Source organism: Streptomyces sp. NPDC104761 (assembly GCF_055583445.1).
Window position 1 is genome coordinate 292,963 of the sequence record NZ_JBVJNZ010000004.1, and the last position, 20,894, is coordinate 313,856.

Genomic DNA, 20,894 nt, shown 5'->3' on the forward strand with positions numbered 1-20,894 from the left:
ATGAACCTCCCCATCGGCTCCTGTGCCGTCGACACCCGTACCGGACGGCTGGGCATCGTCATGGGCCACGAGGGCCCCTACGTGCAGTTGCGGCCGTACGGGGGAGGCCGGGAGTGGGACGCGCCCCCGGACGCCGTACGCGTCGCCACCCAGGCCGAACGGCTCGGCGCGGCCACCGCACACGCCAACGCCCGCAGCCGCGGCGAGGCGTCCTGAAGTTCGCCTCGCCCGCCGCACCCTCCCGGCGGCAGGGCAGAATGGGCCCATGAGCCTGTTCCGCGACGACGGCATCGTGCTGCGCACCCAGAAGCTGGGTGAAGCGGACCGGATCATCACCCTGCTCACCCGCGGGCACGGCCGGGTGCGGGCGGTGGCTCGTGGGGTGCGGCGGACGAAGTCGAAGTTCGGGGCCCGTCTTGAGCCCTTCTCCCACGTCGACGTGCAGTTCTTCGCCCGGGGGAGCGAGCTGGTGGGGCGCGGGCTGCCGCTGTGCACGCAGAGCGAGACCATCGCGCCGTACGGCGGCGGGATCGTCACCGACTACGCGCGGTACACCGCCGGGACGGCCATGCTGGAGACCGCGGAGCGGTTCACCGACCACGAGGGCGAACCGGCCGTGCAGCAGTACCTGCTGCTCGTGGGCGGCCTGCGGACCCTGGCCCGCGGGGAGCACGCCCCGCACCTCGTCCTCGACGCCTTCCTGCTGCGCTCCCTCGCCGTCAACGGCTACGCGCCCAGCTTCGAGGCCTGCGCCAGGTGCGGCATGCCCGGCCCGAACCGCTTCTTCTCGGTCGCCTCAGGCGGCAGCGTCTGCGTCGACTGCCGGGTGCCCGGCAGCGTCGTACCCTCGCCGCAGACCCTGGTTCTGCTCGGCGCGCTGCTTACGGGAGACTGGGAGACGGCGGACGCGGCCGAGGCCCGGCACGTCCGGGAGGGCAGCGGGCTGGTGTCGGCCTACCTGCACTGGCATCTGGAGCGCGGGCTGCGCTCGCTCAGGTACGTGGAGAAAAGCTAGCGGGAAGAGCTAGCGGGAAAAGCCAGAGGGAGACGAGAAGCACATGGTCGTACGCGGGATCCTGGGACGCCAGCGCCGCGAGTACAAGGCGCCGGAACCGCACCCGTCCGGCGCCCGCCCGCCCAAGCTCCCGGGCGAGCTGGTCCCGAACCATGTGGCGATCGTCATGGACGGGAACGGCCGCTGGGCGAAGGAGCGCGGGCTGCCGCGCACCGAGGGCCACAAGGTCGGCGCCGAGCAGGTCCTCGACGTGCTCCAGGGCGCGATCGAGATGGGCGTGCGCAACATCTCCCTGTACGCCTTCTCCACCGAGAACTGGAAGCGCTCGCCCGAAGAGGTCCGCTTCCTGATGAACTTCAACCGCGACTTCATCCGCAAGTCCCGCGACCAGCTCGACTCGCTCGGTGTCCGGGTGCGCTGGGCGGGCCGGATGCCCCGGCTGTGGAAGTCGGTCGCCAAGGAGCTCCAGGTCGCCCAGGAGCAGACCAAGGACAACGACCTGCTCACGCTGTACTTCTGCATGAACTACGGCGGCCGGGCCGAGATCACCGACGCGGTGCAGGCGATCGCCGAGGAGGTGAAGGCGGGCCGGCTCGACCCGTCGAAGATCACCGAGAAGATCATCCAGAAGCACATGTACTACGCCGACATGCCGGACGTGGACATGTTCCTGCGGCCCAGCGGCGAGCAGCGCACCTCCAACTACCTGATCTGGCAGAGCGCTTACGCCGAGATGGTCTTCCAGGACGTGCTGTGGCCCGACTTCGACCGCCGCGACCTGTGGCGGGCGTGCGTCGAATTCGCCTCCCGCGACCGGCGGTTCGGCGGCGCCATCCCCAACGAGGAGCTGCTGGCCATGGAGGGCCGCACGGAGGACAATCCCGCCGGCATCTGACAGCCACCCGGAGTTCATGAGGGCCGTCGAGGATGCGGAAGATCCATCGCCCGCCACCCCCCGGTCTCCCGCCTCTGGAACGGTCCTCATGAAGCGCGTCATCCCCGTCCTCTCGCTCGGCGCCCTGCTCCTGACCGCGCTGCCCGCGCACGCCACGGACACCGGGCTCACCCACCGCGACAGTTACGGCACCAAGGCCGTGTACTCCCCCGGCCAAAACCCGCGCACCTACCAGCAGCCGCCGGCCGGCTACACCGCCGTCTTCACCGAGAACGTCTCCCGGCACGGCTCCCGCTCCGCCACCGACGGCGAGGACGGCGACACGGTCCTCGCGCTCTGGAACCAGGCGCGGGCCGACGGCCAGCTCACCGCGCGCGGCAAGAAGTTCGGCCCGGATGTGCAGGCGCTCGAAGCGGCCATGAGCGCGATCGGGTACGGCAACCTCAGCGGCCGCGGCAAGGACGAACTGCGCGCCACCGCCGTCCGCCTGGACAAGCGCCTGCCGTCCCTCTTCTCCTCGATCGCGAAGAACGGCGAGAAGATCGACGTCGTCAGCTCCGGCCAGGGCCGCGCGGTCGACAGCGGCACGGTCTTCGCCACCGCCCTCACCGACGCCGACCCGGCGCTGAAGGCTTCGCTGGGCACCGCCCGCATCGACAAGAACCTCCTCTACTTCCACAAGTCGGCCGGCGGCGCCGACTACCAGAAGTGGCTGGCGAGCGACGAGCGCCTGGCCGACACCCTCACGTCGATCACCGACCAGCCGGCCTCGCACCAGGCGGCCGCCCGGGTCCTCGGCAGGATCTTCAAGCCGGCGTTCGTCCAGCGCATCGTGAACGGCGAGTTCGCCGCCACCGCCGACGACATCACCGCCGCCACCGCCGTCTACAACCTCTACGCCATCGCGCCCGCCATGAGCGAGGAGAGCCCGGACGGCAAGGGCTGGGACTTCGACCGCTACCTCGCCCCGCGCGACGCTGCCTGGTTCGGCTACCTCAGCGACGCCGAGGACTTCTACGAGAAGGGCCCGAGCTTCTCGGACAGCGACATCACCTACAAGATGGCCCAGCCGCTCCTCGACGACCTCTTCAAGCAGGTCGAGGCCAAGCGGGACGGCACCAGCACGCTGGGCGCGGAACTCCGCTTCACGCACGCCGAGGAGATCATCCCGCTGGCCGCGCTGATGCGGCTGCCCGGCAGCGAGAAGGCGGCCACCCCCGGCGTCGACTACACCTACGCCGACAACGCGTGGCGCGGCGCCGAGGTCGCCTCCCTGGCCTCCAACATCCAGTGGGACGTCTTCAAGAAGGGCGACGACTACCTGGTGCGGATGCTCTACAACGAGAAGGAGATCGCGTTCAAGGCGGGCTGCAAGCCGATCTCGAAGCACAGCACGTTCTACGACCTGAACGAGCTGGAGAAGTGCTTCGACCGTAGCTGACGCGCGTCGCTACGATCCGCCCCATGGCCATGGACATGGGGCGGGACGCCGGACCGGGCGTGGTGGAGCTGGTTTACCAGCCGGCCGTGGAAGATTTCCTGGGTGCGCTGCGGGAACGCGAGCGGTTCCGGCGGCAGAGGTGGAGGCGGCACTGGGCCACCGGTGCCATGGTGTTCGCGTTCGCGCTGAACGCCTGGCTCACGGCGGCGGGGAGCGAGAAGCCCAACTGGCTCCTGCTGGTCTGGACGCCCCTGGGTGCGGCCCTGCTGTTCTTCGCGCCCTGGTTCCAGGCCCAGGCATGCCTCCGGGTCGCCGCCCGCAACGGCAGGTTCCGCGCGACCGTCGCCGACGCCGGGCTGACGATGGTCACCGACAACAGCACGACGTCCGTCAACTGGGCGGCGCAGCCCCGCTATCGGGAGACGAAACACGCCTTCATCACCTACAGCGACGACAAGAACGCCTCGTGCTTCACCGTGCTCCCGAAGCGCGCCCTTCCGGACCCCGCCGACGCCGACCGGCTGCGCGCGATCCTCGACCGGCACCTCACGCGCGTGTAGCTCAGCAGCTCTCCGCGGCCCCCGCGCAGTCCGCGCAGGTCCCGAAGATCTCGACGGTGTGGGCGACGTTGACGTACCCGTGCTCGGCGGCGATGGCCTCGGCCCACTTCTCCACCGCCGGGCCCTCCACCTCCACCGCCTTGCCGCACACGCGGCAGACCAGGTGGTGGTGGTGCTCCCCGGTGGAGCAGCGGCGGTACACCGACTCGCCGTCGGACGTGCGCAGGACGTCGACCTCGCCGGCGTCGGCGAGGTTCTGGAGGGTGCGGTAGACCGTCGTGAGGCCCACCGAGTCGCCCTTGTGCTTGAGCATGTCGTGCAGTTCCTGCGCGCTGCGGAACTCCTCGACCTCGTCCAGGGCCGCCGCCACGGCTGCCCGCTGACGGGTCGAGCGGCCCTTCACGGGCTGTCCAGCGGTCGTCACCGGTTGCCTCCTCACGTCACTGCCTCTGCCGGGCCATTGTGCCAGCCCCGGCCGAGGGTGTTCAGACGCCGACCTCGTCGGCAGCCTCCCTGGTGGCCGGAATCGCGCACTCCGCGGGATCCCCGGCGGGCCGTCGCGCGGCCGCCGCGCGGGCGCGTCGGCGCGCCAGCGGGGTGGCCAGCACGCTCAGCAGGACGAACGCCGCGATGGTCAGCAGGACGATCGTCGCGCCCGGCGGGACGTACTGGTAGTACGACGTGATCGTGCCCCCGATCGTCACCGTCACACCGATCGCCACGGCGATCGCGAACGTGGCCGCGAAGCTGCGGCTCAGCTGCTGGGCCGCGGCCACCGGGACGACCATGAGCGCGGAGACCAGCAGCAGGCCCACCACCCGCATCGCGACGGTCACGGTCACCGCCGCCGTGATCGCCGTCAGCAGGTTCAGCGCCCGCACCGGCAGGCCGGTCACCCGGGCGAACTCCTCGTCCTGGCTGACCGCGAACAGCTGCCGGCGCAGGCCGAGGGTGACCAGCAGGACGAAGGCCGCCAGCAGGCAGATCGCGGTCACGTCCGACTCGGACACCGTCGACAGCGAGCCGAAGAGGTACGACATCAGGTTGGCGTTGGAGCCGCCCGGCGCGAGGTTGATCAGCATCACGCCGCCGGCCATCCCGCCGTAGAAGAGCATCGCGAGGGCGATGTCGCCACGGGTGCGGCCGTACCAGCGGATCAGCTCCATCACGATCGCGCCCAGGACGGACACCGCCGTCGCCATCCACACGGGGGACGTGGAGAGCATGAAGCCGAGGCCGACGCCGGTCATCGCGACGTGGCCGATGCCGTCGCCCATCAGGGCCTGGCGGCGCTGGACCAGGTAGATGCCGACTGCGGGGGCGGTGATGCCCACCAGGACGGCGGCGAGCAGGGCCCGCTGCATGAAGGCGTAGTTCAGGAAGTCCATCAGCTCAGCAGTCCCGTGCGCAGTGGTGTGTGCTCGTCGTGGGGGTGGACGTGGTCGTGGCCGGGGAGGGCGTGCTGGCCGACGGCGCGGGGCGGCGGGCCGTCGTGGAGCACGCAGCCGTCGCGGAGGACGACCGCCCGGTCGATCAGGGGTTCCAGCGGGCCCAGTTCGTGCAGGACGAGGAGGACCGTGATGCCCTGTTCGACCTGGTCGCGCAGGGTCCGCGCGAGGATCTCCTGGCTGGCCAGGTCGACGCCCGCCATCGGCTCGTCCATGATCAGCAGTTCGGGCTCGGCGACCAGCGCCCGGGCGATCAGCACCCGCTGGTGCTGGCCGCCGGAGAGCGCCTCCACGTTGTCCTTGGCCCGGTCCGCCATGCCGACCAGGCCGAGCGCGTGCCGTACGGCCGCGTGGTCGGCCCTGCGGAAGAGGCCGAAGCGGGTGCGGGAGAGGCGGCCGGCGGAGACGACCTCGGTGACCGTCGCCGGGACCCCGCCCGCCGCCGTGGTGCGCTGCGGGACGTAGCCGACCCGGGACCAGTCCCGGAAGGCGCGGCGGGGGGTGCCGAACAGCTCGACCTCGCCGCCGCTCGCCGGCACCTGGCCGACGATCGTGCGGATCGCGGTCGACTTTCCGGAGCCGTTCGCGCCGAGCAGCGCGACCACCTCACCGCGGTGCACGGTGAGGTCGATGCCGCGCAGGACGGGGCGCGAGCCCAGCTCGGCGGTCACACCGCGCAGGGATATGACGGGCTCGCCGCTCATGTCGTCGTCTCCTGTCCCGTGGCGTGTCACTTGGCGCCCAGTGCCTGCTGGAGCGCCTTGAGGTTGGCTTCCTGGACCGCGAAGTAGTCCCGGCCGCGGGACTTGGCGGTGATGCCCTCGATCGGGTCGAGGACGTCCGTCTTCAGTCCGGCGTCGGCGGCGATGGTCTTCGCGGTCTTGTCGCTGACGAGCGTCTCGTAGAAGACGGTGGTGACGCCGTCGGCCTTCGCCATGGTCTCCAGGTCCCTGACGCGGGCCGCGCTCGGCTCCGACTCGGGGTCGAGGCCGTTGATGGCCTCCTCGGTCAGGCCGTAGCGCTCGGCGAGGTAGCCGAAGGCGGCGTGGGTGGTGATGAAGACCTTGGACCTCGTGTCCGCGAGGCCGTTCCTGAACTGTGTGTTCAGGTCGTCCAGCTTCTTCACCAGGGCCGCGGTGTTCTTCCGGTAGTCGGCGGCGTGGTCCGGGTCGGCCTTCTCGAAGGCCTTGCCGACGCCCTCGGCGACCTGGGCGTAGCGCACCGGGTCGAGCCAGATGTGCGGGTCGAGGCCGGACAGCTCCTCGTCCGTGGAGGTGTCGTGGGAGGCCGCGTGGCCGCCGACCTCGTTGCCGTGCTTCTCCAGCGTGGTCAGGGAGGCCGCGTCGATCTTCGTCCCGACGGACGACTGGGCGACCGCGTCGTCGACGGAGGGCTGGAGGTTCTTCAGGTAGAGGACCGCGTCGGACTTCTCGATCCCGATGATCTGCTTGGGGCTGATCTCCAGGTCGTGCGGCTCCTGGCCGGGCTGGGTGAGACTGGTGACGTGGACGTGGCTGCCGCCGATCCGATCGGCGAGGAAGGCCATCGGATAGAACGACGCGACGACGTCGAACTTCCCGGTCCGGGCCGCCGTGGCGTCGCCGCCGCAGGCCGTGAGGGTGGCTATGCCGAGTGCGGTGACGGTGGTCGCGGCGGCCGCGGGTATGAGGCGTCGTCGTACGTTCATGAGAGTCATTTTCAACAAACATGGAAACCGTTGTCAACAAGCTGGGGTGAGAGGCCGGTGAGGGGAACCGATTTGGTTGAGGGGGAGGACCCGCCGGTACCCTGAAGCATTCGCTCTGAAGCGTCTTTGCTTCGTCGCCCGTCGTCGTAATGAAGAGAGCACCGTGGCCGCCGACAAGATCGACACCATCGTCAGCCTGAGCAAGCGCCGTGGCTTCGTATTCCCGTGCAGTGAGATCTACGGCGGCCAGCGTGCCGCCTGGGACTACGGTCCGCTGGGTGTCGAGCTCAAGGAGAACCTGAAGCGCCAGTGGTGGCGCTACATGGTGACGTCGCGCGAGGACGTGGTCGGTATCGACTCGTCCGTCATCCTGGCTCCCGAGGTCTGGGTGGCCTCCGGTCACGTCGCCACCTTCACGGACCCGCTGACCGAGTGCACCTCGTGCCACAAGCGGTTCCGCGCGGACCACCTGGAGGAGCACTACGAGGCCAAGCACGGCCGCCTCCCGGAGAACGGCCTGGCGGACGTGAACTGCCCGAACTGCGGCAACAAGGGCCAGTTCACCGAGCCCAAGCAGTTCTCGGGCCTGCTCTCCACGCACCTCGGCCCGACCCAGGACAGCGGCTCGGTCGCCTACCTGCGCCCGGAGACCGCGCAGGGCATCTTCACCAACTTCGCCCAGGTGCAGGTCGCCTCGCGCCGCAAGCCGCCGTTCGGCATCGCGCAGATGGGCAAGTCCTTCCGCAACGAGATCACGCCCGGCAACTTCATCTTCCGCACCCGCGAGTTCGAGCAGATGGAGATGGAGTTCTTCGTCAAGCCGGGCGAGGACGAGAAGTGGCAGGAGTACTGGATGGAGCAGCGCTGGAACTGGTACACCGGCCTGGGCCTGCGCGAGGAGAACATGCGGTGGTACGAGCACCCGAAGGAGAAGCTCTCCCACTACTCCAAGCGCACCGCTGACATCGAGTACCGCTTCCAGTTCGGCGGCAACGAGTGGGGCGAGCTGGAGGGCGTCGCCAACCGCACCGACTACGACCTGAACGCCCACTCCAAGGCCTCCGGCCAGGACCTCTCCTACTTCGACCAGGAGGCCCAGGAGCGCTGGACGCCGTACGTCATCGAGCCGGCGGCGGGTGTCGGCCGGGCCATGCTGGCGTTCCTGCTGGACGCGTACGTCGAGGACGAGGCGCCGAACGCGAAGGGCAAGCTGGAGAAGCGCACAGTGCTGCGCCTCGACCACCGCCTCGCTCCCGTCAAGGTCGCGGTCCTGCCGCTGTCCCGCAACGCCGAGCTGTCCCCGAAGGCCAAGGGGCTCGCCCAGGCGCTGCGCGGGCACTGGAACATCGAGTTCGACGACGCCGGTGCGATCGGGCGGCGCTACCGCCGCCAGGACGAGATCGGTACGCCGTACTGCGTGACCGTCGACTTCGACACGCTCGAGGACAACGCGGTCACCGTCCGTGAGCGCGACTCCATGAAGCAGGAGCGGGTCTCTCTCGACCAGATCGAGGCCTACCTCGCCGGCCGCCTCCTGGGCTGCTAGCCCACACCCCTTCCGCCTTCTTCGCCCACCCTCCCACCCGACTCGCTCGGCTGGAGGGTGGGCGTTTTGGGTCCCGGCACATCACGAGCACCGGGCACACCAGCCCACCTGGGGACGCGGGGAACTGCGCGACCGGCCCCCCACCGGCCCGCAGCCGTCCACCGGCCGGTCCGGCGCCGGCCCGCGGGGGCCGGTCGGCCGGTTCTGTGGGTCAGCGGTGTTGCAGGGACTTCACGTTGTCGCCGAAGGTCCAGTTCTTCGAGCCGTCCCAGTTGATCGACCAGGTCATGAGGCCCTTGAGGGACGTGCCGTAGTGGTTCCAGGCCTGGGAGACCAGGGGCGGGGACATGTAGCCGCCGCCCGCGCCGGACTGGGCGGGCAGGCCGGGGACCTGTTTGTCGTACGGCACCTTGATCGTGGTGCCCTGCACGACCAGGCCCTTGTTGAGGCAGTCGGTCTGGGCGGTGAACCCGGCCACCGTGCCGGCCGCGTACGAGTCGCCCGAGCAGCCGTACATGCTGCCGTTGTAGTACTGCATGTTGAGCCACCACAGGCGGCCGTTGTCGGCGTACTTCTTGACGATCGGCAGGTAGGCGCCCCAGATCGAGCCGTAGGTGATGCTGCCTCCGGTGACGTACGCCGTCTCCGGAGCCATCGTGAGGCCGAAGTTGGACGGCATCTGGGCGAGGATGCCGTCGATGATGCGGACCAGGTTGGCCTGGGACGTGGACAGTTGGGTGATCGAGCCGCTCCCCACCAGGCCCGTCTCGATGTCGATGTCGATGCCGTCGAAGTTGTACTTCTTCAGGATCGGGACGATCGTCGACACGAACCTGTCGGCCACGGTGGCGGAGCTGAGGTCGATGCCCGCCGCCGCCCCGCCGATGGACAGCAGGATGGTCTGGCCGGAGGCCTTCGCCGCGCACATCTCCGCGGGCGTGGCCACCTTCACGCCGGCGTCCATGCCGTCCTCCCAGAGGGCCGTCCCGTCGGAACGGATCACCGGGAAGGCCGCGTTGATCACGTTGTAACCGTGGGCGGCGATGGCGGAGTTGGTGATCGGGGTCCAGCCGAACGGCGGGTGGACGCCGTTGGCGGCGCCGTCCCAGTTCTCCCAGTAGCCCTGCAGCACCTTGCCCGCGGGGCGGGACTTGACCGCGCAGGTGTCGGCGGCCGAGGCGGGGGCGGCGGCGGGGAGCTGGGTGAGCGCCGCGGTCGCGAGCGCGGCGGCGAGCAGGGCGAGGGTGCGTCGGATCATGCGGGGCCTCCCGGTGGGGTCGGGGCGCGGCGCGAGTGTCGTAGACATGACAGTGCTCTGGTCCAGACCTACCGTCAAGAGGTCTGGACCATTTCATGAGCGGCGGGCGCGTCACGGGTATGGAATGACAGATATTGAAATCTGTCAGCTGTCATGCCAGAGTGGAGCCATGACGAAGCACACCCGTTCCCTCGGTTCCACCGGCCCCCAGGTCTCCGCCCTCGGCCTCGGCTGCATGGGCATGTCCGCGCTGTACGGCGAGGCCGACCGCACCGAGTCGATCGCCACGATCCACGCCGCCCTCGACGCCGGCGTGACCCTGCTCGACACCGGCGACTTCTACGCCATGGGCCACAACGAGATGCTGATCGGCGAGGCCCTGCGCACCGCCCCCGCCGAACTCCGGGAAAAGGCGCTGACCAGCGTCAAGTTCGGCGCCCTGCGCGACCCGGACGGCGGCTGGAACGCCTACGACGGCCGCCCGGCCGCCGTGAAGAACTTCGCCGCCTACTCCCTGCAGCGCCTCGGCGTCGACCACATCGACGTCTACCGGATCGCCCGCGTCGACCCGGACGTGCCGATCGAGGAGACGGTCGGCGCCATCGCCGAACTGGTCGAGAAGGGGCACGTCCGGCACATCGGCCTCAGCGAGGCGAGCGCGGCGAACATCCGGCGTGCCGCCGCCACCGCACCCATCTCCGACCTCCAGATCGAGTACGCGATCATCACCCGCGACATCGAGCGGGAGATCCTGCCGACCACCCGTGAGCTGGGCATCGGCATCACCGCGTACGGCGTGCTCTCCCGGGGCCTGATCTCCGGCCACTTCACCCGTGACCGGCAGCTCGGCGCGGGCGACTTCCGGGCCTTCTCGCCGCGCTTCCAGGGCGACAACCTCCAGCACAACCTCGACCTCGTCGAGGCGCTGCGCAAGATCGCCGACGAGAAGGGCGTGACGGTCGCGCAGATCGCCATCGCCTGGGTGCTCTCCCGAGGCGAGGACATCGTGCCGCTCGTCGGCGCCCGCACCCGCGAGCGGCTCACCGAGTCGCTGGGCGCCCTGGACGTCACCCTGGACGCGGCCGACCTGGCGGCGATCGAGGAGGCCGTACCGGCGGACGCGGCGGCGGGCACCCGCTACCCGGCCGCGCAGATGAGCCATCTCGGCACCGAGCACTGACCGCGGCGCCAGGTACCGTCTAGGCCATGGCAGCGACGTCCCCGACCCCGACCCCGGCCCTGACCGCCGAGCGCATCCTCGAGGCGACCGAGGAGGTGCTGCGCCGGCACGGCCCGGCCAAGGCCACCGTGGTGGACGTGGCCCGCGCGCTCGGCGTCAGTCACGGCAGTGTCTACCGGCACTTCCGGACCAAGGCGGCGCTGCGCGAAGCGGTGACGAAGCGGTGGCTGGACCGGACCTCGGAGCAGCTGTCCGGCATCGCGGCCGGGGACCGGGACCCGGAGGTCCGGCTGCGCGCGTGGCTGCGGGCCCTGTTCGACGCGAAGCGCCACAAGGCGGGTGCCGACCCGGAGCTGTTCGCCACCTACATGGTGCTGGTCGACGAGAACGGGCCGGCGGTCACCGAGCACATCGCCGACCTGACCGGCCAGCTGACCGCGATCATCGCGGACGGGGCCGGGACCGGTGTCTTCACCGTGCCCGACCCCGCCGCCGCGGCCCGTACCGTCTTCCAGGCCACCGGCCGCTTCCACGACCCCGGCTACGCGCGGGAGTGGGTGCGGCCGGAGGCCGAGGAGGACTTCGGGTCACTGGTGGAGCTGCTGGTGCGGGGGCTCAGCTCACCTTGACCGTCACGGTCGGCGAGTAGACCTTCTTGCCGACCGCCGCGACCCGCAGGTGCTCGGTGCCCGGGTTGCTGAGCTTCGTGGTCAGCGAGTACGAGCTGCCGTTCTTGACCTTCGCGGTCGCCTTGAGCGGGATCCACTTGCCGCCCTTCTGGTGCTGGAGCACCAGGGGCCAGCCGACCTTCAGGCCGGAGGTGCGGCCGGTCACGGTCACCGAGTCACCGGGCTTGACCGAGGTGGCGTTCGCCCTGGCCGAGATCGAGGCCGTGGTCGTCGGGCTGGGGCTCGGCTTCGGCTTCGGCTTGGCGCTCATGGTGGGCGACGGGGCCGGCTTGGCCTCGGTGGCGAACGCCCCGGCGGAACCGGCCGACAGCAGGGCCACGGAGAGCGCACCGGCCGCGAGGGCCCGGGAGATCTGGCGCTGGGTGGTGTGCATGGATGTACTCCTGTCGAGGGACGGGGGGACGTCTCAAGGCTTGGCCGGGACGCGTCGGACGGCGACCCGGGCGGCCCGGGAAGCGGTGCGCGCCGCGCCCTCGGATTCGGTAAAGACCGCAGGTGGCAACGGGTGCCCTGACCTTGTGGTTCCTCCCCGGAAGCTCACCCGAACGGCGTAACGCGCGAGCTAGGCGGTGGCCCGCCAGAAGTCCCGCATGAAGGAGGTCGTCGCCGGACCCGTCATCGCCGTCTGTGTCAACAGGACCGTGACCGTGCCGGTGGCCGGGACGAGGTGTGCGGCGGTGCCGGTGCCGCCGACCCAGCCGTAGCGGCCCGGCACCGACCAGGGCTCGGCCGGGGCGACGTCGACCGAGCCGCCGTACCCCCAGCCCTGGCCTTCCAGGAAGAGGGCGGCGCGCTCGCGCTGGGCCGCCGTCAGGTGGTTGGTGGTCATACGGCTCACCGAGGTGGCGGTCAGCAGCCGGCGGCCGTCCGGGGCGGCGCCGGCGTTCAGCAGCAGCCGGGCGAAGGCCAGCCAGTCGTCGGCCGTGGAGACGAGGCCGCCGCCGCCCGAGCAGAACCGCGGCAGGCTGCTGTACGCGCCGTCCGGGGAGTCCGTCAGGCGCAGGGTGCCGTCCGCGGCGGGGGCGTAGGCGGCGGTGAAGCGGTGCCGTTTCGACGCGGGCACCTCGAACGCCGTGTCCCGCATGCCCAGCGGCTCGAAGATCCGCTCCGCAAGGAGATCGGGCAGCGTGCGGCCCGACACCCGGGCGGCCAGGATGCCCTGGAGGGCGGACGCGGTGCCGTACAGCCAGGCCTCGCCCGGCTGGTGCAGCATCGGCACCTGGGCGAGCAGACCCAGCCAGGTGTCCGGGTCCGGCCAGTCCCGGAAGGGGATGCCGTGGTCCTGCACCTTGAACAGGGCCTGCGCGGCGGGCAGGGCGAAGTCGTCGGGCAGACCCCAGCCGGCGCGGAAGCTGAGCAGGTCCTCGACGGTGATCTGGCGGACCGCCGGCACCACGTCGTCGACGGGGCTCGTCGGCGTCCGCACCACCATCGGTTTCGCCAGCTCCGGGAGCCAGTCGGCCACCGGGTCGCCGAGCCCGATCCGGCCCTCGTCCACCAGCATCAGCAGCGCGGCGGCGGTGATCGGCTTGGTGACCGACGCGATCCGGAACACCGAGTCCCGGGCCATCGGGGCGGACCCCTCGACATCGGTGTGCCCGACGGCCACCACCTCGACGTCGTCGCCGCGGGCCACCAGACCCACGGCTCCCGGGACGGTGCCGGCCTCGACGTGGCGGCGCAGGGTGGCGTGCAGCGGGGAGGCGGTCATGGGTCGTCCTTCCGGTGGGCGCGGTGTCGCCGGGTACGACTCCCACGCCCGCGGAAAGTCATCGCGAGGGCAGGCCCGCACGCCCGCGGAACGTCATCGCGAGGGCAGGCCCGCACCCGCGGAACGTCATCGCGAGGGCTGGGTGCCCGCGGGGTCCACGGTGGCCTGGTGGGCCTCGGCCAGGTGCTCCTCCGCCTTCAGCCACGGCAGGAACTGCGCGCCCTTCTGCCAGCCGCAGGTGCCGCATTTGATCGTGCGCTGCACCCCGGTGCGCTGCACCCGGACCACGTGCTCCCGGCCGTGCTGGTCCCAGCGGCTGACCTTGCTCTCGTCGATCTGCGACATTGACGCCTCCGGAGTCGGTGCCCGGTCTGCTGTTCGGCACGTGTCGACGGCGGTCGACGGCAAGGAGTGTGCAGCAAGTCCAACATCAACGGGGATTTCTTCACCGGGTTTTGTCGAGGATGTCCCCGGAGTTCACACGGCGCCGCAGACCAGGCCGCGCGGGACGAGCAGGAGGTCAGGGCGGCCCGGGGGGTGCCTTCGCGGACGTCCCGGTCCCAACCTCCGGATCAAGAGCCGGACTTGGTGTACCGGCGGAAACCCTGGACAGGGAATTGACCCTGGCTCAAGATGAAAGCGACCTTGTGAAGCGGCCACCGGCACGGAGAGGCGATGCTGCCGGATCCTCAACGTTTCCTGGCCGTTGCCGGCCGCCGGATCGCGCGTGCCGAAGGCGCGGCCCAGGCCGTCCGTGAGCTGTACCGGGTGACGGTCCCGGACCTGGCGGACGGGATGTTCGTCTACCTCGGCGACCACCCGCCGGACGGGTCGGAGCCGGAGCGCCTGGAGTTGGACGGGGTACCCGCCGAACTCGGCGGCGCCATGGGCGGATCGCCCCCGCGGTCGACACCGGTGGCGCCCGACGGCGCGCTCGCCGCGCTGCTGCGCTGCGGCAGGGCGCGCGGTCGCGGCCCGGACGACGTGGACGAGGCCCTCCGTGAACTCCTGGGCACGGCACCCCGGCTCCCGCAGGGCAACCGGGTCCTGCTCGCCCCGCTGCGCGCCCCCGACGCCGTGGTGGGCGTCGCGGTGTTCCTGCGGCGCCCGGACCGGGAGGACTTCGTGGACGACGACATCGCCCTGGCCGACGCGCTGTCGGCGCAGACCGCGCTCGGCGTGCGCGAGGACACCCTCGCCGCCGTGCCGCCCGCCGCGCCGAAGGCCCCGGACGAGGACCGCCTGCGCTACGTCGGCGCCGCCACCCGGCGGATCGCCCGCGGCTTCGACACCGACGAGATCGTGCTCGGCCTGTGCCGGGCCGCCGTACCGACGTACTCCGACGCGGCCCTCGTCTACCTGCGCGACCCGCTGCCGGTCGGCGACGAACGCCCCAACGGCCCGGCCGTGCTGCGGCTGCGCCGCACCGACCGGCTCAAGGGCCCCGGCGCCGAGCTGGTCTGGCCCGTGGAAACGGTGGACGACGAGCAGCAGGACGACCTGGACGCCTCCGACTGGAGCGAGGTGGTGCCCGGCGGCGCCCTCGCCGAGGTGCTGCGCGGGGTCCGGCCGGTGTTCGCCGACACCCCGCCGACCCGCGACGCGCTCGGCGAACTCGTCGGCGCGGACAGCGCGCTGAACGACTGGGTCGGCTCGCACGCGATCCTCGCCCCGTTGCGCGGCCGCCGCCGGGTCACCGGCGCCGTCGTCTTCCTGCGCCGGCCCGAGCGCCCGGCGTTCGAACCGGCCGACCTGCTGGTCGCCGCCCAGCTCGCCACCCACACCGCGCTCGGCGTCGACAAGGCCGTCCTGTACAGCAGGGAGGCCTTCATCGCCGACCGGCTGCAGCGCGCCATGCTCCCGCAGACGCTGCCCCGGCCCACCGGCGTCCGGCTCGCCTCCCGCTACCTGCCGGCCGCCGAGACCGCGCGGGTCGGCGGCGACTGGTACGACGCGATCCCGCTGCCCGGCAGCCGGGTGGCGCTGGTCGTCGGCGACGTCATGGGCCACTCCATGACCTCGGCGGCGGTCATGGGCCAGCTGCGCACCACCGCGCTGACCCTGGCCGGCCTCGACCTGCCCCCGCAGGAGGTCCTGCACCACCTCGACGAACAGGCGCAGCGGCTCGGCACCGACCGCATGGCGACCTGCCTGTACATCGTCTACGACCCCGTATCGCACCGCATCACCGTCGCCAACGCCGGCCATCCGCCGCCGATCCTGCTGCACCCGGGCGGCAAGGCGGAGGTGCTCACGGTGCCGCCCGGCGCCCCGATCGGCGTGGGCGGCATCGACTTCGAGGCGGTCGAGCTGGACGCCCCCACCGGAGCCACCCTGCTCCTCTACACCGACGGCCTGGTCGAGTCCCGGCTGCGCGACGTGTGGACCGGCATCGAGCAGCTGCGCGAGAAGCTGGCCGCCACCGCCCAGCTGACCGGGCCCGACCGGCCGCCGCCCCTCGAGGCCCTGTGCGACGAGGTGCTCGACATGCTCGGCCCGGGCGACCGGGACGACGACATCGCGCTGCTCGCCGCCCGCTTCGACGGCATCGCGCCCAGCGACGTGGCGTACTGGACCCTGGAGCCGGAGGCCGGCGCCCCCGGCCGGGCCCGCCGGCTCACCCGGCAGGCCCTGGCCGGCTGGGGCCTGGAGGACCTCACCGACACCGCCGAGCTGCTGGTCAGCGAGATCGTCACCAACGCCGTACGGCACGCCTCCCGGCCGATCAGCCTGCGGCTGCTGCGGACGGACGTGCTGCGCTGCGAGGTGGGCGACGACGTGCCGCAGCTGCCGAGGCTGCGGCAGGCGAAGGCGACCGACGAACACGGGCGCGGGCTGTATCTGGTGCACCGGCTGGCGCGGAGGTGGGGTACCACCCGGCTGGGGACGGGCAAGATCGTCTGGTTCGAGCTGGGCGGCAGCGGAGGCTGAGTGCGCCGCCGGGGGTGCCCCGATATGCCGTCTGGCGACTGCGGCGCCGTCGTGGCCGGCCGCGCAGTTCCTCGCGCCCCTTCGGGGCGCTGCCCAGCCCCAGACCGGTCAGCCCACCGTGCGGGGCAGGCGCAGGCTGAGGAGGCCGGTCAGCACCGCGAGGGCCAGCTGGACCAGCAGGGTGGTGACCAGGGCATCCCGCATGCCCTGGTGCGGGACCAGGGAGAGGAACAGGGTGCCCAGGGTGGCCACGCCGAGGGCGAGCGCCGACTGCTGGGTGGTGACCATCACGCCACTGCCCACCCCGGCCCGTGCCGGCGGCACCTCCGACATCACGAGCCGCAGCACGTTGGGCAGTTGCAGGGCCTGACCGGCACCGGCGACGGCGACTCCGGGCAGCAGCCCGGTGAAGTCCAGGTGCGGCCAGTCCCGCCGGGCGGCGAGCACGATGAGGACGATGCCGGCCACCTGGATCACCGACCCGGCGGTCACCACCCGGCTGCCGTACCGGGCGATCAGCCGCGGCCCGGCGAGCGAGACGAACAGGAAGGCGACCGCCATCGGGGCGAGCGCCATCCCGGCCGCGACCGGACCCAGGTGCTCCCCGGTCTGCAGGGCCACGGCGATCACGAACATGAAGCCGCTGAACCCGATCGAGAACGGCAGCATCAGCACCAGTCCCCGGCGCAGCGAGGCGAGCTCGAACAGGCTCGGCGGGACCAGCGGCGTACGGCCCGCCCGGTCGGCGCGGCGCTCCACGGCGTAGAAGGCGACGGCCACGCCCGGGAACGCGGCCAGCGACAGCCACGTCCACAGCGGCCAGCCCGCCGCACGGCCCTCGGTGAGCGGGGCGAGGAGGGTGAGGAGGGAGAACGCGAGGAGTACGGTCCCGGGTCCGTCGACCGGCTCGGGCTGCTGCGACCTGGTCTCCGGCACGAACCGGGCGCCGAGCACCAGCCCGACGACCACGACCGGCACGTTGACCAGGAACACGGACCGCCAGCCGGTGCCCGCGATGTCGGCGGCGACCAGCACCCCGCCGAGTATCTGACCGGCCACCATGGAGAGGCCGGCGGTGGCGCCGTACAGGCTCATGGCGCGGGCCCGGCGGCCGCCGCGGGTGGCGGCCTGGATGGTGGCGAGGACCTGCGGGAGCATCGCGGCGGACGCGGCGCCCTGGGCGACCCGGGCGGCCACCAGCGTCCAGGCACTGGGCGCGAGTCCGCAGGCCAGCGAGGTCAGCCCGAAGGCGGCCATGCCGCCGAGGAAGAGCCGGCGGCGCCCGAACAGGTCGCCGAGCCGCCCGCCGAGCACCAGCAATACGGCGTAGGCGACGCCGTACCCGGCGACGACGAGTTCCAGGACCGCCTCGCCCGCGTGCAGGTCGGCGCCGATGGTGGGCAGGGCGACGTTGACGATGAAGAAGTCGATGAGCGGAAGCGCGGCGGCCAGCAGGACGGTGAACAGCCCCGGGCCGCCGAGCGCCGGTGGCGTGGACGGGGACCGTACGGGCGCTGTGGTGACGGTTTCGGTCATGCATCCGAGCCTGCGGCCGGTCCCAGACTGGTACCAGAGTCTCCTTGTCCTGGTAGGAGAAGTACCTGGCAACAGGATCGGCGACCGGGCAGGCTGGAGGTATGACGACGACGGCACAGGAGAAGACGGCCCCGCGGCAGACATCCGCCGCCCAGGGCCGGGGTGCGGACATCCGGCGCCACGAACTGGCCGCGTTCCTGCGCAACCGGCGGGAGCGGATCACCCCGGAGGAGGTGGGCCTGCCGCGCGGTACCCGCCGCCGCACGCCCGGCCTGCGCCGGGAGGAGGTCGCCCAGCTCTCCGCGGTGGGCGTCACGTGGTACACCTGGCTCGAGCAGGCCCGGGACATCCAGGTGTCCGTCCAGGTCCTGGACGCCCTCGCCCGCACCCTGCGGCTCGACGCCACCGAGCGCGCCCACCTCTTCCAGCTGGCCGAGGCCGTCGACCCGACCCCGGCCGCGAGCTGCACGGGCGTCACCCCGGCCCTGCAGGAGATGCTCCGCGCCCTGGAACCCCTGCCGGCCTCCGTCCAGAACAGCCGCTACGACATCCTCGCCTACAACCGCACCTACGCCCGTCTGCTGTGCGACCTCGACGCGGTCCCGCCCGAGGACCGCAACTGCATGATCCTCGTCTACACCAACCCCGAGTGGTGCCGCTCGATCGTGCACCTGGAGGAGACCCGCCGCCTGATGGCCGCGAAACTCCGCGCGTCGATGGCCGGCCATCTCGCCGAGCCGGCCTGGAAGATGCTGGTGAAGCGGCTGGCCGCGGAGTCCGCGGAGTTCCGCGAGAACTGGGAGCGCTACGAGGTGGTGAACCCGGGCTCCAGGACCAAGGAGTTCCTCAACCCGTATGTCGGCCACCTCACCCTGGAACACACGGACCTGTTCCTGAACCCGGGGTCCGGGGCGCGGATGGTGACCTACGTCCCGGCCGACGGGGACACCCGGGAGCGCCTGGAGCGGCTGCACGACCTGGCGCTGACGGGTACGGCGAAGCCGAACTCCTGACCGGGCCACGGTAATTCGTTCGCACAACTGAGTACGCGTACTCAGGACCGGGGTGCCGTCCGCCACGGACCATGTAGTGGGGAGAGGAAGCGGCGCAGCGACGCAACGACGTACGACGAACCGACGACCGGCCACGGGGGAGAAGACGATGGAATCCGGCCCGGCCCGCACCGTTGTCCGGCTGATGCTCACCAACCACCTGTCGGTGGCCTACCTGGTCCTGGTCGCCGTCGTCATCGCCAAGGCCGTCGTCGACTCCGCGCACGCGGACGAGCACGGCTCCGACTACGCGTGGCTCTGGCCGCCGCTGGTCACGTTCCCGGTCTTCCCGCTGCTCGCGGCGCTCGGCAGGACGGCCTGGCGCACGGACACCCCGAACTGGTTCTTCGTCGCCACCGTCGTCGTCTCGGCCCTGCTGCAGTCCCTGGCCCTGGGCGCCCTGCGGCAGGCCGTCCTGGCCCGGCACCGGCGCTCGGAGATCAGCTGCTCGTGACGCGGCGGGCCGGCTAGACGCGCTCCGCGCTGCCCACGGCCGCGCGGATCTCAGGGGCCGCCAGCCGCTCCGCGGCCCGCTCCGCCGTGGCGCGGGCCCAGCCGCCGTTCGTCACGGCGCCCAGGAGCAGGACCGCGAGGCCGCAGCCGGCCAGGATCCACCAGCCGGGGCGGGCGGCGCCCACGAAGCTGTGGGCGTACGACGACGAACCGATCCCGGAGGCCAGCACCGCGCCGATCACCGCGACGCCCAGGGTCTGGCCCAGCTGGCGGCTGGTGGAGGCGACCGCGGCCGCGACGCCCGCCTGGGACCTCGGCATGCCGGAGACCGCGGTGTTGGTGATCGGGGCGTTCACGAAGCCGAAGCCGATGCCGAACAGGACGTAGCCGAGGAAGAGGGTGGTGTCCGAGGTCTCCGCCTGGAACGCGGCGAACAGCACCGCGCTCGCGGTCATGGCGACGCCGGCGATCACCAGTGGCAGCCGCGGGCCCCGGCTGCCGACGAGGCGGCCGGCCAGCGGGGCGCACAGGAACATCGGGACCGCCATCGGCAGCATCCACAGGCCCGCGTGCAGGGCGTCCAGGTTGCGCACGTTCTGCAGGTACAGCGTGGAGAGGAACAGGAAGCCGCCGAGGGACGCGAACGCGCTGATCGCGATCACGGTCGCGCCGCTGAACGGTGCCGAGCGGAAGAACCGCAGGTCGATCAGGGGCTCGTCGCGCCGCGGCTCGTACCACAGGAGGCCCAGCAGGGCGGCGAGGGCCACCGCGGCGAAGGGCAGGACGGTGTCCGTGCCCGCCGTCGGCGCCTCGATGATCGCGTACGTCAGCGAGCCGAACAGGGCGATGACCAGCACCTGGCCGACCGGGTCGGGGCGGCGGGCCTTCGGTGCCCGGGACGCCGGCACGAAGCGCAGGGTCAGCAGGACGGCCGCCAGGCCCACCGGGAGGTTGACCCAGAAGATCGCCCGCCAGCCGACCGACTCCACGAGCAGGCCGCCGACCAGTGGCCCGGCGGCCATGGATATGCCGACCACCGCACCCCACACGCCGATCGCCCGGGCCCGCTCGCGCGGGTCGGTGAAGGTGTTGGTGATGATCGACATCGCGACCGGGTTGAGCATCGAGCCGCCCACCGCCTGGACCATGCGGAACGCGATCAGCGAGTCGAGGTTCGGCGCGAGGGAGCAGAGCAGGGAGCCGATCGAGAAGACGACCAGGCCGGTCATGAAGACCTTCTTGCGGCCGACCCGGTCGCCCGTGGAACCGGCGAGCATCAGCAGCGAGGCGAGGACCAGGGTGTACGCGTCGATCGTCCACTGCAGGCCCGCGGTCGAGGCGTGCAGTTCGCGCTGCATGGACGGCAGGCCGACATTGAGCGCGGTCGTGTCGAGACTGACGATCAGCAGGCTCATACAGCAGATCGCGAGGACGAGCATGCGGCGGCGGGGGCTGAGCTCGGGCATGGGTCCCATCGTACGCCCGTTTCGAT

General features: G+C 71.6%; 21 protein-coding genes. 11 read left to right on the forward strand and 10 right to left on the reverse strand.

Translation table 11 applies throughout. The features are described from left to right. From ACZ63F_RS14180 to ACZ63F_RS14200, 5 genes are all read left to right on the forward strand, one after another. Nucleotides 1-216 carry a hypothetical protein gene (locus tag ACZ63F_RS14180; protein ID WP_351954944.1) on the forward strand — a complete coding sequence of 72 codons (216 nt, stop codon included), beginning with the start codon at nucleotides 1-3 and terminating at the stop codon, nucleotides 214-216. Nucleotides 217-265: 49 nt separating this feature from the next. Then, the gene (recO, locus tag ACZ63F_RS14185) at nucleotides 266-1,015 is read left to right on the forward strand and encodes a DNA repair protein RecO (RefSeq protein WP_469710930.1); all 750 of its coding nucleotides are present in this window, start codon (nucleotides 266-268) and stop codon (nucleotides 1,013-1,015) included. A gap of 43 nt (nucleotides 1,016-1,058) precedes the next feature. Further along, nucleotides 1,059-1,910: an isoprenyl transferase gene (locus tag ACZ63F_RS14190; RefSeq protein ID WP_469710932.1), complete on the forward strand. Its 852-nt coding sequence runs from the start codon at nucleotides 1,059-1,061 to the stop codon at nucleotides 1,908-1,910. A gap of 88 nt (nucleotides 1,911-1,998) precedes the next feature. Beyond that, nucleotides 1,999-3,351, forward strand: coding sequence for a histidine-type phosphatase (locus ACZ63F_RS14195; RefSeq protein ID WP_469710934.1), 1,353 nt, complete (start codon nucleotides 1,999-2,001; stop codon nucleotides 3,349-3,351). Nucleotides 3,352-3,374: 23 nt separating this feature from the next. Continuing rightward, nucleotides 3,375-3,911: a YcxB family protein gene (locus tag ACZ63F_RS14200; protein WP_469710936.1), complete on the forward strand. Its 537-nt coding sequence runs from the start codon at nucleotides 3,375-3,377 to the stop codon at nucleotides 3,909-3,911. Nucleotide 3,912: 1 nt separating this feature from the next. Here the strand turns inward: ACZ63F_RS14200 and ACZ63F_RS14205 are convergent, their stop codons facing one another. The 4 genes from ACZ63F_RS14205 to ACZ63F_RS14220 all read right to left on the reverse strand — a co-directional run bounded on the left by ACZ63F_RS14205 (nucleotide 3,913) and on the right by ACZ63F_RS14220 (nucleotide 7,046). After that, on the reverse strand, nucleotides 3,913-4,335 hold the full coding sequence (locus tag ACZ63F_RS14205) for a Fur family transcriptional regulator (protein WP_351954940.1): 423 nt from the start codon (nucleotides 4,333-4,335) through the stop codon (nucleotides 3,913-3,915). A gap of 61 nt (nucleotides 4,336-4,396) precedes the next feature. After that, a complete protein-coding gene (locus ACZ63F_RS14210; protein WP_469710938.1) occupies nucleotides 4,397-5,299 on the reverse strand; it encodes a metal ABC transporter permease in 903 nt (300 codons plus the stop codon). Next, a complete protein-coding gene (locus ACZ63F_RS14215; RefSeq protein ID WP_469710940.1) occupies nucleotides 5,299-6,063 on the reverse strand; it encodes a metal ABC transporter ATP-binding protein in 765 nt (254 codons plus the stop codon). Before ACZ63F_RS14215 ends, ACZ63F_RS14210 begins: the two co-directional genes overlap by 1 nt. 26 nt (nucleotides 6,064-6,089) lie before the next feature. Continuing rightward, entirely contained in the window at nucleotides 6,090-7,046 is a 957-nt protein-coding gene (locus ACZ63F_RS14220) for a metal ABC transporter substrate-binding protein (protein WP_469710942.1), read from the reverse strand. A gap of 163 nt (nucleotides 7,047-7,209) precedes the next feature. Between ACZ63F_RS14220 and ACZ63F_RS14225 the strand changes: the two genes are divergently transcribed. Continuing rightward, a complete protein-coding gene (locus tag ACZ63F_RS14225; RefSeq protein WP_469710944.1) occupies nucleotides 7,210-8,592 on the forward strand; it encodes a glycine--tRNA ligase in 1,383 nt (460 codons plus the stop codon). A 211-nt stretch (nucleotides 8,593-8,803) separates the two neighbouring features. On the opposite strand, the gene ACZ63F_RS14230 is transcribed toward ACZ63F_RS14225, so the two are convergent. Then, entirely contained in the window at nucleotides 8,804-9,850 is a 1,047-nt protein-coding gene (locus ACZ63F_RS14230) for a chitinase (RefSeq protein ID WP_469710946.1), read from the reverse strand. A gap of 169 nt (nucleotides 9,851-10,019) precedes the next feature. Here ACZ63F_RS14230 and ACZ63F_RS14235 point away from each other — a divergent pair, with 169 nt between their 5' ends. After that, complete coding sequence (locus ACZ63F_RS14235) at nucleotides 10,020-11,030, forward strand: aldo/keto reductase (RefSeq protein ID WP_469710947.1); 1,011 nt, start codon at nucleotides 10,020-10,022, stop codon at nucleotides 11,028-11,030. A 26-nt stretch (nucleotides 11,031-11,056) separates the two neighbouring features. Then, complete coding sequence (locus ACZ63F_RS14240) at nucleotides 11,057-11,659, forward strand: TetR/AcrR family transcriptional regulator (protein WP_469710950.1); 603 nt, start codon at nucleotides 11,057-11,059, stop codon at nucleotides 11,657-11,659. Here the strand turns inward: ACZ63F_RS14240 and ACZ63F_RS14245 are convergent. From ACZ63F_RS14245 to ACZ63F_RS14255, 3 genes are all read right to left on the reverse strand, one after another. Then, nucleotides 11,646-12,092 carry a hypothetical protein gene (locus ACZ63F_RS14245; RefSeq protein ID WP_469710952.1) on the reverse strand — a complete coding sequence of 149 codons (447 nt, stop codon included), beginning with the start codon at nucleotides 12,090-12,092 and terminating at the stop codon, nucleotides 11,646-11,648. The two genes, ACZ63F_RS14240 and ACZ63F_RS14245, sit on opposite strands and share 14 nt — an antisense overlap. Before the next feature lie 189 nt (nucleotides 12,093-12,281). Next, nucleotides 12,282-13,430, reverse strand: a complete 1,149-nt coding sequence (locus ACZ63F_RS14250) for a serine hydrolase domain-containing protein (RefSeq protein WP_469710954.1) — start codon at nucleotides 13,428-13,430, stop codon at nucleotides 12,282-12,284. A gap of 126 nt (nucleotides 13,431-13,556) precedes the next feature. Continuing rightward, entirely contained in the window at nucleotides 13,557-13,775 is a 219-nt protein-coding gene (locus ACZ63F_RS14255) for a hypothetical protein (RefSeq protein ID WP_294010988.1), read from the reverse strand. 330 nt (nucleotides 13,776-14,105) lie between these two features. Here ACZ63F_RS14255 and ACZ63F_RS14260 point away from each other — a divergent pair, with 330 nt between their 5' ends. Continuing rightward, nucleotides 14,106-16,361, forward strand: a complete 2,256-nt coding sequence (locus tag ACZ63F_RS14260) for a SpoIIE family protein phosphatase (protein WP_469710955.1) — start codon at nucleotides 14,106-14,108, stop codon at nucleotides 16,359-16,361. Nucleotides 16,362-16,469: 108 nt separating this feature from the next. On the opposite strand, the gene ACZ63F_RS14265 is transcribed toward ACZ63F_RS14260, so the two are convergent. Next, entirely contained in the window at nucleotides 16,470-17,897 is a 1,428-nt protein-coding gene (locus ACZ63F_RS14265) for an MFS transporter (RefSeq protein WP_469710957.1), read from the reverse strand. Nucleotides 17,898-17,998: 101 nt separating this feature from the next. Between ACZ63F_RS14265 and ACZ63F_RS14270 the strand changes: the two genes are divergently transcribed. Both ACZ63F_RS14270 and ACZ63F_RS14275 read left to right on the forward strand, forming a co-directional pair. Next, the gene (locus tag ACZ63F_RS14270) at nucleotides 17,999-18,910 is read left to right on the forward strand and encodes a helix-turn-helix transcriptional regulator (protein WP_469710958.1); all 912 of its coding nucleotides are present in this window, start codon (nucleotides 17,999-18,001) and stop codon (nucleotides 18,908-18,910) included. A 148-nt stretch (nucleotides 18,911-19,058) separates the two neighbouring features. Continuing rightward, the gene (locus ACZ63F_RS14275; RefSeq protein ID WP_469710960.1) at nucleotides 19,059-19,403 is read left to right on the forward strand and encodes an SCO4225 family membrane protein; all 345 of its coding nucleotides are present in this window, start codon (nucleotides 19,059-19,061) and stop codon (nucleotides 19,401-19,403) included. Between the two features lie 13 nt (nucleotides 19,404-19,416). Here the strand turns inward: ACZ63F_RS14275 and ACZ63F_RS14280 are convergent, their stop codons facing one another. Then, the gene (locus ACZ63F_RS14280) at nucleotides 19,417-20,868 is read right to left on the reverse strand and encodes an MFS transporter (protein ID WP_469710962.1); all 1,452 of its coding nucleotides are present in this window, start codon (nucleotides 20,866-20,868) and stop codon (nucleotides 19,417-19,419) included. Between the last annotated feature and the right edge of the window lie 26 nt (nucleotides 20,869-20,894).